General features: G+C 72.4%; 10 protein-coding genes. All 10 read left to right on the top strand.

The genetic code is table 11. The features are described from left to right. The first annotated feature begins 130 nt into the window (after nucleotides 1-130). The 10 genes from fbaA (at nucleotide 131) to ACZ7MG_RS13315 (ending at nucleotide 12,400) form a co-directional block, all read left to right on the top strand. The gene (gene fbaA, locus ACZ7MG_RS13270; RefSeq protein WP_471390024.1) at nucleotides 131-1,153 is read left to right on the top strand and encodes a class II fructose-bisphosphate aldolase; all 1,023 of its coding nucleotides are present in this window, start codon (nucleotides 131-133) and stop codon (nucleotides 1,151-1,153) included. Between the two features lie 285 nt (nucleotides 1,154-1,438). Beyond that, nucleotides 1,439-2,911: an MFS transporter gene (locus ACZ7MG_RS13275; RefSeq protein WP_471390026.1), complete on the top strand. Its 1,473-nt coding sequence runs from the start codon at nucleotides 1,439-1,441 to the stop codon at nucleotides 2,909-2,911. Nucleotides 2,912-3,120: 209 nt separating this feature from the next. Then, a complete protein-coding gene (locus ACZ7MG_RS13280; protein WP_216591827.1) occupies nucleotides 3,121-3,534 on the top strand; it encodes a DUF3151 domain-containing protein in 414 nt (137 codons plus the stop codon). A 153-nt stretch (nucleotides 3,535-3,687) separates the two neighbouring features. Continuing rightward, nucleotides 3,688-4,533 carry a tryptophan 2,3-dioxygenase family protein gene (locus ACZ7MG_RS13285; protein WP_471390030.1) on the top strand — a complete coding sequence of 282 codons (846 nt, stop codon included), beginning with the start codon at nucleotides 3,688-3,690 and terminating at the stop codon, nucleotides 4,531-4,533. Further along, the gene (locus ACZ7MG_RS13290; RefSeq protein ID WP_471390033.1) at nucleotides 4,526-6,028 is read left to right on the top strand and encodes a kynureninase; all 1,503 of its coding nucleotides are present in this window, start codon (nucleotides 4,526-4,528) and stop codon (nucleotides 6,026-6,028) included. The genes ACZ7MG_RS13285 and ACZ7MG_RS13290 overlap by 8 nt, the downstream gene beginning before the upstream one ends. 410 nt (nucleotides 6,029-6,438) lie before the next feature. Continuing rightward, complete coding sequence (locus ACZ7MG_RS13295; protein ID WP_471390036.1) at nucleotides 6,439-7,365, top strand: alpha/beta hydrolase; 927 nt, start codon at nucleotides 6,439-6,441, stop codon at nucleotides 7,363-7,365. Between the two features lie 375 nt (nucleotides 7,366-7,740). After that, nucleotides 7,741-8,643, top strand: coding sequence for an alpha/beta hydrolase (locus ACZ7MG_RS13300; RefSeq protein WP_471390039.1), 903 nt, complete (start codon nucleotides 7,741-7,743; stop codon nucleotides 8,641-8,643). Between the two features lie 337 nt (nucleotides 8,644-8,980). Continuing rightward, complete coding sequence (locus ACZ7MG_RS13305) at nucleotides 8,981-10,273, top strand: acyltransferase family protein (RefSeq protein ID WP_471390041.1); 1,293 nt, start codon at nucleotides 8,981-8,983, stop codon at nucleotides 10,271-10,273. Between the two features lie 10 nt (nucleotides 10,274-10,283). Further along, on the top strand, nucleotides 10,284-11,729 hold the full coding sequence (locus ACZ7MG_RS13310) for a sensor histidine kinase (RefSeq protein ID WP_471390044.1): 1,446 nt from the start codon (nucleotides 10,284-10,286) through the stop codon (nucleotides 11,727-11,729). After that, nucleotides 11,726-12,400 carry a response regulator gene (locus tag ACZ7MG_RS13315; RefSeq protein ID WP_471390047.1) on the top strand — a complete coding sequence of 225 codons (675 nt, stop codon included), beginning with the start codon at nucleotides 11,726-11,728 and terminating at the stop codon, nucleotides 12,398-12,400. Before ACZ7MG_RS13310 ends, ACZ7MG_RS13315 begins: the two co-directional genes overlap by 4 nt. Nucleotides 12,401-12,467 lie beyond the last annotated feature (67 nt).

Below are 12,467 nucleotides of genomic sequence, written 5' to 3' on the forward strand. Positions count from 1 at the left end.
TACCGAACAGTTCCGGACACCCTGGCCGGAGCATCGGGTCCCGTCTGGAAGGATGGGGCCGACGATGATGTCGCAACCCTAGGTCAGGGCTCGTAAGCACAACGCCACCCGCACATACAAGGAGCGGACCATGCCCATCGCAACCCCCGAGATCTACAACGAGATGCTCGACCGGGCGAAGGCAGGCAAGTTCGCCTACCCGGCCATCAATGTGACCTCGACCCAGACGCTGCACGCCGCGCTGCGGGGCTTCGCGGAGGCGGAGAGCGACGGCATCGTCCAGATCTCGACCGGCGGTGCCGAGTTCCTGGGCGGCCAGTACAGCAAGGACATGGTGACGGGCTCCGTCGCCCTGGCCGAGTTCGCGCACATCGTGGCCGAGAAGTACCCGGTCACGGTCGCCCTGCACACGGACCACTGCCCGAAGGACAAGCTGGACGGGTACGTACGTCCGCTGCTGGCGGTCTCCGAGGAGCGCGTCAAGGCCGGCCGGAACCCCCTCTTCCAGTCCCACATGTGGGACGGCTCGGCGGAGACCCTCGCCGACAACCTCTCCATCGCCCAGGAACTCCTCGCCCGCGCCGCCGCCGCGAAGATCATCCTGGAGGTCGAGATCACCCCGACCGGTGGCGAGGAGGACGGCGTCACGCACGAGATCAACGACTCCCTCTACACGACGGTCGACGACGCGATCCGTACGGCCGAGGCGCTGGGCCTGGGCGAGAAGGGCCGCTACCTGCTGGCCGCGTCCTTCGGCAACGTCCACGGCGTCTACAAGCCGGGCAACGTCGTCCTGCGCCCCGACCTCCTCAAGGAGCTGAACGAGGGCGTGGCCTCCCGCTTCGGCAAGGAGTCCCCGTTCGACTTCGTCTTCCACGGCGGTTCGGGTTCGACGGAGGACGAGATCCGTACGGCCCTGGAGAACGGCGTCGTCAAGATGAACATCGACACCGACACCCAGTACGCCTTCACGCGTCCGGTCGCGGCCCACATGTTCCAGAACTACGACGGCGTCCTCAAGGTCGACGGCGAGGTCGGCAACAAGAAGACCTACGACCCCCGCACCTGGGGCAAGCTCGCGGAGGCGTCGATGGCGGCCCGCGTCGTCGAGGCCTGCGGCAACCTGCGCTCGGCGGGCACGAAGATCAAGTAACCGCCACACGGAGCGTCCCCCGCACCGCGCTCACTCCGACCGCCCGCAGCCGCCCTTCGGCTGCGGGCGGTCGTGCCGCTGGGGCGGCAAGGGTGGGCGCAGGCGGCACCCCGTGAGCGCCGGGCCGCGTGACCCCGCCAGGCCCGCACCCGCACCGCTCAGCCCCACAGCCCCGGGGAGGCCCGCCCACCTGCCCCCGCCCCGGCACCGGCCCCCGCCCCGGCACGCTCGACCGACCCACCCGTACACCTGGCCCAAACACCCCCCGCGCGGGATGATCCGTCCATGGCCGACGTACGCCTCGCCTCTCCCCAGGGCAGATGGATCCTCCTGACCACGATCCTCGGCTCCAGCATGGCCATGCTGGACTCGACCGTCGTCAACGTCGCCCTCCCCCGCATCGGCCTCGACCTGGACGCCGACCTCGCGAGCCTCCAGTGGATCGTCAACGCGTACACCCTCACCCTCGCCGGCCTGATCCTCCTCGGCGGCGCCCTCGGCGACCGCTTCGGCCGGCGCAAGGTGTTCGTCGTCGGCGTGGTCTGGTTCGCCGCCGCCTCCCTCCTCTGCGGCATCGCCCCCAACGGCGGCGTACTGATCGCCGCCCGAGCCCTGCAAGGCGTCGGCGGCGCCCTCCTCACCCCCGGCTCCCTCGCCCTCATCCAGGCGTCGTTCCACCCCGACGACCGGGCGAGGGCGGTGGGCCTCTGGTCCGGCTTCGGCGGCATAGGCGCGGCCGTCGGCCCGTTCCTGGGCGGCTGGCTGGTGGACGGCCCCGGCTGGCGCTGGGTCTTCCTCCTGAACGTCCCCCTGGCCCTCCTCTGCGTCCCCGTCGCCGTACGCCACGTACCGGAGTCCGCGGACGGCCGCAGCCACGACCGGGGCTTCGACATCCTCGGCGCCGTACTCGGCGCCGCGTCCCTCGCGTTCATCACGTACGCACTGATCGAGGCCCGTGCGGGCACCCTCGCCGTCGCGGTCACCGCTCTCGCGGGCGTGGCGGCGGCCGTGGCGTTCGTCCAGGTCGAACGCCACCGCCCCGACCCGATGATGCCGCCGGAGATCTTCGCGTCCCGCCAGTTCACGGCGGTCAACATCGTCACCCTGTTCGTGTACGCGGCCTTCAGCGGCTTCTTCTTCCTCGCCGCCCTCCAGCTCCAGGTGGTCTCCGGCTACTCCGCCCTCGGCGCCGGTACGGCCCTCCTCCCCATCACCGTCCTGATGCTGCTGCTCTCCGCCCGCGCGGGCGCCCTCGGCGAGCGCATCGGCCCGCGCATCCCGCTCACCGTCGGCCCCCTGCTGTGCGCGGCGGGCGTCCTGCTCATGCTCCGTGTGGGGCCCGACGCCTCGTACCTCGCGGACGTCCTCCCCGCGCTGCTGGTCATGGGCCTCGGCATGGTCACCCTCGTGGCACCCCTGACCGCCACGGGCCTCGCCTCGGTCACCACCGACCACGCGGGCCTCGCCAGCGGCATCAACAACGCCGCCGCCCGGGCGGCGGGCCTCCTGGCTGTGGCCGCGCTCCCGCTCATCGCGGGCATGGGACCGGAGGCGTACCGTTCGGCCACCCAGTTCGACAGCGCCTTCGACACGGCCATGATCGCCTGCGCGGTCGCCCTCCTCGCCGCCTCCGCCCTCGCCTACGCCACGGTCCGCCGCCCCGCGCCCGACTGCCACCACCCCGAATGCCGCACCCACGGCTGCGTGACGGCTCCGCCGCTGGAGGGGGAGCAGGGGGAGCAGCCGAGGGGTGCGTAGTCGTCTGCGGGTGCGGTGGGGGCTGGTCGCGCAGTTCCCCGCGCCCCTGAGAAAGCGGGTCTGCGCCCCTGCTTTCTCGGCCCGAAAGGGCCGCAGGCCCTCAAGGGGCGCGGGGAACTGCGCGAGAAGCCCCACCGGACCCGCACCCGCCCACTCACCCCGCACCCACCCCGCACGCGCACCCGCACCCATGCGCCAGACTGGAACCCATGACGATTCACGAGAACCTCCTCGGGGGCCCGCCCCCGACGCACCTCCCCGACGACCCGGAACCCCGCGAACTCCTCGCGAACGGCACCGCCCCCTCCGACGTCGCCGCCAAGTACCCCACCTCCTCCCTCGCCTGGGCCCAGCTCGCCGACGAGGCCTATGAGCGGGGCAGTGTCGTGGAGTCGTACGCCTACGCCCGTACGGGCTACCACCGCGGCCTCGACGCCCTGCGCCGCAGCGGCTGGAAGGGCCACGGCCCGGTCCCCTGGGAGCACGAGCCGAACCGCGGCTTCCTGCGCGCCCTGCACGCCCTCGCCCGCGCCGCGGGAGACATCGGCGAGCAGGAGGAGTACGAGCGCTGCTCCCAGTTCCTGAAGGACTCCTCCCCGACGGCGGCGCAGACGCTCAGCTGATCGGAGGGATGTTCGTGCAGGTCCGCCTGGTGTGACCGGGCGGACCTTGCGGTACCGGGGGGTATGACCGAACATGCGGGTGGGGACCGGGGCCCCCGTGTCGGAATTCGGCAGGGGCGGACCGCTACCCGGAGTACACAACAGGAGACAGCGATGTCCCTTCCGGCTCAGCCCCACGAGGCTTCGGAGCCCGAGACCCCGCATCTCGACTTCCAGGGCACGACCCCGTACGAGGACTACGTCCAGGCGGACGTCCTCACCCACCTCCAGCACCCCCTCTCCGACGACCCCGGAGAGATGGTCTTCCTGGTGACGACCCAGGTCATGGAGCTGTGGTTCACCGTCATCGTGCACGAGTGGGAGACCGCGACCAACGCGATCCGCGACGACGACGTGGCGACGGCGAAGGACGCGCTGAAGCGTTCCGTACGCGAACTGGAGGCGTTGAACGCCTCCTGGAAGCCCCTCGGCCAGCTCACCCCGGGCCAGTTCAACTCCTACCGCGCCGCCCTCGGCGAGGGCTCCGGCTTCCAGTCCGCGATGTACCGCCGCATGGAGTTCCTGCTCGGCGAGAAGTCCGCCTCCATGCTCGTACCGCACCGGGGCGCCCCGCGCGTCCACGCCGAACTGGAGAAGGCGCTGCACGAGCCGAGCCTCTACGACGAGGTCCTGCGGCTCCTGGCCCGGCGCGGTCACGCGATCCCCGAGTCCGTCGTACGCCGTGACGTCTCCCAGCGCTACGAGCCCTCCGCGGAGGTCGAGGAGGTGTGGACCGAGCTGTACTCCGGCGACCCGGACCACGAACTCGCCCGTCTCGGCGAGGCGTTGACCGATGTCGCCGAACTCGTCTGGCGCTGGCGCAACGACCATCTCGTCGCCACCCGTCGCGCGATGGGCGCCAAGGCCGGCACGGGCGGCTCCGCCGGTGTGGCCTGGCTGGAGAAGCGCGCCCGGAAGAACGTCTTCCCCGAGCTGTGGACGGCGCGGTCCCATGTCTGAGCCCACCTTGATCGGCACTGCGCTGGCCTCCCTGGCAAGGGAGTTGGACGCGGTCGACGAACTGTCCGGTCTGCGCACCCGTTTCGTCCTCGACGACGCCGTGTACCTCGACGGCAACTCCCTCGGCGCACTGCCGGTGTCGGTCCCCGGACGGCTCACGGACGTCGTGTACCGCGAGTGGGGCGAGCTGCGCATCCGTTCCTGGGACGAGAGCGGCTGGTGGACCGCGCCCGAGCGGATCGGCGACCGCATCGCCCCGCTGGTGGGCGCGGCCCCCGGCCAGATCGTGGTCGGCGACTCCACCAGCGTCAACGTCTTCAAGGCGGTCGTGGCGGCCGTCCGTATGGCGGAGGAGGGGGAGGAGCGGGGTGAGGGCCGCCGCGACGAGATCCTGGTCGACGCGACGACGTTCCCCACGGACGGCTACATAGCGGAGTCCGCGGCCCGTATGACCGGCCGTACGCTCCGCCCCGTGACCCCGTCCGAGGTCCCGGCGGCCCTGAGCGACCGTACGGCCGCCGTCCTCCTCAACCACGTCGACTACCGCACGGGCCGCCTCCACGACCTGCCCGCCCTGACGGCGGCGATCCACGAGGCCGGGGCGTACGCCGTCTGGGACCTGTGCCACAGTGCGGGCGCCCTTCCGGTCGGCCTCGACGAACACGGGGTCGACCTGGCGGTCGGCTGCACGTACAAGTACCTCAACGGCGGCCCCGGTTCCCCGGCGTACCTCTACGTACGCCGCGACCTCCAGCCCCGCTTCGACTCCCCCCTCCCAGGCTGGACCTCCCACGCCGACCCCTTCGCCATGCGACCGTCCTACGCCCCCGCACCGGGCGCCCTACGAGGCCGAGTGGGCACCCCGGACATCCTGTCGATGCTGTCCCTGGAGGCAGCACTTGACGTCTGGTACGGCGGCCGGGACGGCGCTTCCGCCGACGGGAGCACGGGGCGGGGGTTTGGTGGTTCGGTCGGTGGGGTCGCGGGGCGGGGCGGTGGTTCCGTCGGCGAGACCGCGGGGCTGGGTGGCGGTTCGGTCGGTGGGGTTGCGGGGCCGGACGGTGGTTCGGTCGGCGGGGTCGCGGGGCGGGATGGCGGTTCCCTCGGCGAGACCGCGGGGCGGGATGGTGCTTCGGCCGGTGGGGCTGCGGGGCGGGGCGGTGGTTCCGTCGGCGAGACCTCGGTGACGATCGAGTCGGTCCGCGCCAAGTCTCTCGCCCTGACGGACTTCTTCCTGCGCTGTGTGGCGGCGTACGTCCCCGAAGGCCGGGTGGAGTCCCTCACCCCGACCGCCCACGAGGAACGCGGCAGCCAGGTCGCCCTCCGCTGCGACGACGCCGGCGAGGTCATGAAACGCCTCATCCACCAGGGCATCATCGGCGACTTCCGCCACCCCGACGTCCTCCGCTTCGGCTTCACCCCCCTCTACGTCACCTTCACCGACGTGGAACGAGCCGCGAGAGTACTGGGGGAGACGCTGAAGTCGATGGGCTAGCCGGGGGCGGGCGAGGCGGCCGCCGAACCGGTGCGCTGGGAGCAGCGGTCCGCCCTCACTCGGGCCAGTCGCCTCGTCCCCCCGCCCCCGCCCCGTCCTCACTGCGGGCAGTCGTGCCGCTAGGGGCGGCACGGGTGGGCGCAGCGGCACCCGGCAAGCGCCGGTGAGCGAAACCACCCTCCGCCCAGCCCCGACGGAGGGCACCGCTTCCACCCCGCCCCACCTCCGCCCCGCTCCCCAACCCCCGAGCCCACCCCTCAACCCCCGACCCCACCCCCTGACCCAGCGTCACATCCCCGTGTAGGCGCACGTCACGGGCCTGATACCGTCCCCGCCAACGGCAGGCGCCCCTTTCCCAGGCACCCGCCCACCCAAACCCTTCCAAATCAGTTTCCCCGAGAGGTGGGCGCATGCCCGACGACGACGCCGCACTCCGCGATGCCGCCGAAGAGGCATCCGCCTTCTCCCACCCACCGGTCACCCCCGACGCCACGGCCCCCTACGGCGACCACCCCGACCAGGTGATCGACTTCTACGCCCCCCGCACCCCCACCCCGGCCGAAGGCACAGGCACCGGGGGAGGCACAGACACCGCCACCGCCCCCGTCGTCGTGGTCCTGCACGGCGGCGCCTGGCGCACCCCCCACGACCGCCACCACATCACCCCCTTCGCCGACTTCCTCGCCCGCCACGGCTTCGCGGTGGCCAACATCGAGTACCGGCGGGGCAGCTCCCTCCCCACCCAGTCGGGCCCCACCGGCGCCCCCACCCCGGTCGCGGGCCGCTGGCCGGAGACGTTCGACGACATCGCCACCGCCCTGGACGCCCTGCCGGACCTCGTACGCCGGGCCCTGCCCCAGGCGGACCCCCGCCGCACGGTCCTCACCGGCCACTCCGCCGGCGGCCACCTCGCGCTGTGGGCCGCCGCCCGCCACGTACTCCCGCCCGACTCCCCGTGGCGCACCCCCCGCCCCACCCCCCTCCGCGGCGTCGTCGCCCTCGCCCCCATCGCCGACCTCACCGTGGCCGAGAAGCTGGACGTCTGCAACGGCGCGGCCCTCCAACTCCTCGGCGGCCAGGACAAGTTCACCGACCGCCGCCCCTACGCCGACCCCGCCCTCCTGCTCCCGACCGGCATCGCCACCACCCTCGTACAGGGCCGCTCCGACATCGTCGTCCCCCAGGCCGTCGCCGAGGCGTACGCCGACGCCGCGGCCAAGGCGGGCGAGGTCGTGGGCCTGACCCTGCTGGAGGAGGTCGGCCACTTCCCCCTCATCGACCCGGCGGCGGACGCATGCGCGGTGGTGGTGGAGGAGATCGCACAACTGGCGTGGTGACCAGCTACCGCCCCCACCCCTCCCCACCCCTCCCCACCCCTCCCCACCCCTCCCCAGCCCTCCCGCCCCCTCCCGACTCCTCAGCCCCTTCTCAACTCCTCCCCGCAGATACCCGTAGTACCTGAGAGCTACCTCCAAGGTGAGCTCCCGGGCGGGACGCCGACGACGCCCCCCGATCCATAACTTCCTTCCCAGAGCGGCCCGAAGGACGGGCGGCGCGGAGGGGAAGGGGCGGGTGACATGGGGGTCGCGACATGGCCGGAGGCGGACCTCCGACCACCCACGGAACCGAGCCCGCAACCGGCACCACCGCGAACGCCGTCCGCTCGCACCCCCTGGCCGGCCCGCCTCCGCCGCACACTCCTCGCCCTCCTCGTGGCCACGGCCGTGACCGTCCCGGTCTCCGCCGCGGCCCACCCCCGGATCCCCGCCCCGCTCCCGGCATCGCTCGCCCCACCGACCTCGACGACCCTCCGGTCGACGTACGAGGCCAACCGCGCGAACGCGGAGGAGGCGTCCCGTATGGCCGACACCCACGGCGACCGCAGCCGGGCAGCGACGGACCGGTGGCTGGCGGCACCCGCCCGACAGCTCCTGGCGTTCGACGGCCGAGGCGCGGGCCAGGCCGTGGAGGTCCTGGGCGATCTGCTGACGGCCCGCCACATAGCGATCCTGGTCCCGGGATCGGACACCAGCCTGGACACGTACGACCGCTTCCACGAGGCCGCGGCGGCCCTGCACGACCGCACGGGCCCGGACACAGCGGTGATCGCCTGGCTCGGCTACGAGACGCCGGGCACGATCAGCACGACGGTCCTCACACCGACCCGGGCGGACCGGGCGGCGCCTCACCTGCGCACGTTCGTCCGCGAACTACGGGGCCTGGTGGGCGACTCGACCAGCATCGCCCTGCTCTGCCACTCCTACGGCTCGGTCGTCTGCGCCCGAGCGGCCACCGGTCTCGACGACATGGACGACCTGGTCCTGATCGGCAGCCCCGGCACGGGCGCGGACAGCGCGGCGGCCCTGCACACCTCGGCCCGCGTCTGGGCGGCCAGAGGCACGGACGACTGGATCGCCATGGTCCCCCACACCCGAGCCGCCCTCTTCGGCACCACCATCGGCTTCGGCCCCGACCCCACGTCCCCCTCCTTCGGCGCCCACGTCTTCCCCGCGGGCTCCGCCGGCCACAGCGACTACTTCACCCCCCACTCCACCTCCCTCGACAACCTCGCCCACATAGCCCAAGGCACCCTCCCGGAGCCCACCCATGCATAACCCCCACGCCCCAACGCCAACGGCTACAGCCCACCACCACCCGACAACGAACAACGCCCGCAAGCCCGCGACGAGCAAGGCACACAAGCCCGCGACGAACAACGCACTTGAGCCCGCAACGGACGACGCACTCGGGACCGCGACGAACAACGCACCTGGGACTGCGCCGGTCAGAGAAACCGAAGCCGCAGCACGCATCCACCCCGAACCCGCAGCACGCACCCGCCCCGAACCCGCAGTCGCCGACGGCGCTCAACCCCCACAGGGGCCACCCGCACCCGACGACGATTCCCGCACGGGCGGTGCGGGTGGGAAACCAGATCCGGCCGAAGGCCGGATGCCCCCCAACGCACCCGCACAGACCCCCCACCCCAAGCCCTCCAGGCACCCCAGGCACCCCAAGCCACCCAAGAACCCCAAGCTCCTCCCCACCCCCCTCCACCGAGCCGTCCACCACATCGACACCACCACCCCACCCCACCGAGACCGCGCCATAGACGCCCTCCGCGCCCTCGCCATACTCGGCATAATCCTGGGCCACTGGCTGGTCACCGCCCTGGTAGCCGACGGCACCACCCTCCACACCACCAGCCCCCTCCAGCACATGCCCCAACTCGCCCCCATCTCCTGGCTGTTCCAGACCCTCGCCGTCTTCTTCCTGGTGGGCGGCCACGTGGCCACGAGGAGCTACACCTCCGCCCGATCCCGAGGCACCCCGTACACCCACTGGCTCCGCACCCGCCTGACCCGCCTGTTCCTCCCGGCCGCCGCCCTCCTGACGCTCTGGACGGCGATCACGCTCACCCTCCTGGCCACCGGCACCCGCATGGACACGGTCCACACCCTCCTGAAGCTGGCCCTGTCCCCGCTGTGGTTCCTCCTGGTCTTCGCGGCGCTGACCGCGGCAACCCCTCTCCTCACCCGCCTCAACCCGCTCTGGCCCTTGGCCGTGGTCCTCCACGTCGACCTCGTCCGTTTCGGCCTCGGTGGCCCCCAGGCCGTCGGCTGGCTCAACCTGGCCGCGGGCTGGCTGGTCCCGTACACCCTGGGCGCGGCCTGGACCCGAGGCGAACTGGAACGCCTGCGCGCGGGCTGGACCCTGCTGCTGTCCGGCACGGCGGCGACGGCCGCCCTGATCCTCTGGGCGGGCTACCCGGCGTCGATGGTCGGCGTCCCCGGCGCCCAGATCTCCAACCTGAACCCACCCACCCTGGCCGCCGTCACCTTCGGCCTGGCCCAGTGCGGCCTGGCCCTGCTCCTGCGCGGCCCCCTCCGCCGTACGCTGCGCCGCCGTCCGGTGGCCTGGGCGGCGGTGGCGCTGGTCAACCTCTCGGCGATGACCGTGTTCCTCTGGCACCAGACGGCGATGATGGCGACGACCGCCACGGGCCTGGCGGCGGGCCGCCTCCCCGGCCTGCACACCCTCCCCGACGACCTGACCTGGGTGGCCGCCCGCCTGGCCTGGCTGCCGGTGTTCACGCTCGCGCTCCTGCTCTGCTGGTCCGCGTTCCACGGCTACGAGAACCGCCGCCCGCGCCGGACCTCCCGGGCGATCCGGTCCCGTACGACCCGGTCCCGTACGACCCCCCAACCGCAGAACTCACCGGCCCAAGCGGTGCGCCATGCCTAGGGTGTGGGGAATGAGTGGGGTGGAGAAGCGGCTGACCGGAGGGCTACGGCTGCTGCGCGAGGACCTGGGGAGCGCCAGGCCGCACCCGCTGCCACCCTCCGCCCGGCTGCGCCGGCTTCCGCACGGTCTGGTCGTCGTCCTCGCGTTCGTCACCATGCTCGGCAACATCGACCAGATGGACGACCGCTACCAACTGGGCGGCGAGTACACGCTGTTGTGCTCACTGGCCCAGGCGGCGGCCGTGGTGCTCGCGCTGTGGTGGCCGGTGCCGGCGTGGTGGGGCTCCATGGTCGTCACCACGGTGGTGGCCCTCGGTGTCCGGGCCCGGCTCTTCGCCGAACAGACCGACACCGGCTCGCGTTTCCAGCGGCCGGACTTCCCCGAGACGGGCACCGGCCTCACCAACCCGCTTCCCCAGAGCACGGTCGACCACGACGTGCCGTGGCCGTGGAGTCCGATGGGGCTGGTCGCCCACGCGCTGATCCTCTTCCTCCTCGCGCTGCGCCTGCCCAACCGCGTGGTGATCGAGGTGCTGGTGCTGACCACGCTGGGCACCTTCGCCCTCCAGAGCCTCGCCGGCTCCCGTCCGTACGCGTCGACGAGCCCGCTGGCGCTGGCCCTGTTCGCCGGTGCCGCCCTGCTCGGCAGTGCCATGCGCGGCCGTCGCGAGGCCCGCACCCAGCTCGTCGAGCAGACGAGCATCACCGCCGAGGAGCGCGCCCGCCGCACCGTCCTGGAGGAGCGCAGCCGTATCGCGCGCGAGCTGCACGACGTGGTCGCCCACCACATGTCGGTGATCTCGATCCAGGCCCAGGTCGCCCCGCACCTCGTGGAGAACCCCTCCGAGGAGCTGAGGGAGAACCTCCAAGGCATCCGGCAGAACGCGCTGGAGGCCCTCACCGAACTCCGCCGGGTCCTCGGTGTCCTGCGCTCCGAGAACGTGTCGGACACCGGCCCCGACGACCCGCACGGCGCGGCGGCCGCCGCCGAGGGCACCGCCCCGCACGCCCCGCAGCCCACCCTGGACCGGCTCGACGCGCTCATCGACAACACTCGCGCGGCCGGTCTGCGGGTCGTCACCGAGATCGAGGGGGAGGTGAGACCGCTGTCGCCGGGTGTGGAGCTGTCGGCGTACCGGATAGTGCAGGAGGCATTGAGCAACGCGCTGCGGCATGCGCCCGGGTCGACCGTTCGGGTGGAGCTGACCCACTTCCCGCGCGGGCTGCAGGTGCGGGTGATCAACTCCCGTCCCGTGCACAGGGCGCCGCCGTCGCCCGGCGCCGGGCACGGGCTGCTCGGTATGCGTGAGCGGGTCGCCATGCTCGGTGGCACCCTCATGGCGACCGAGACCTCTCACGGCGGCTTCGCCGTCGTGGCCTTCCTCCCCCGCAACGGCGGCCCCGGTGGCGATCCCTCGGAACGCGCACCGGACACGACAGGAGAACAGAGTCCATGACCAGCAGCGCCATTCGTGTAGTGATCGCCGACGACCAGCAGATGGTCCGGCAGGGCTTCTCGGTGCTGCTCAACACCCAGCCCGACATCGACGTCGTCGGCCAGGCGGTGCACGGCCTCGACGCGATCGACAAGGTCACCGAACTCGCCCCGGACGTCGTCCTGATGGACATCCGCATGCCCGAGCTGGGCGGTATCGAGGCCACCCGGCGCATCACCACCGAGCACCCGCACATCAGAGTCCTCGTCCTCACCACCTTCGACCTCGACGAGTACGTGTACGAGGCGCTGCGCGCGGGCGCGTCCGGCTTCCTCCTCAAGGACGCCTCCGCCGACCAGCTGGCGGAGGCGGTACGGGTCGTCGCGGCGGGCGACGCCCTGCTCGCCCCCGGGATCACCCGCCGGCTCATCGCCGAGTTCTCCCGTCTCGGCACCACACCCCGCGCCCCGCTGAAGGAGCGTGTCGGCGATCTGACCGAGCGGGAGACGGAGGTGCTCAGCCTGATCGCGCAGGGACTGTCCAACGCCGAGATCGCCCAGCGCCTCGTCGTCGCCGAACAGACCGTGAAGACCCACGTGGGCCGCATCCTGGTCAAACTGGGCCTGCGCGACCGCACCCAGGCGGCCGTCTTCGCCTACGAGTCGGGCCTCGTCCGCCCCACGGGCTACTGAGGAACAGCCACTCGCGTACCCGTACCCGTCGTACCCGCCGTACCCGTAGTACCTGAGACGGACCCGG

It is taken from the genome of Streptomyces sp. NPDC107538 (assembly GCF_055657445.1).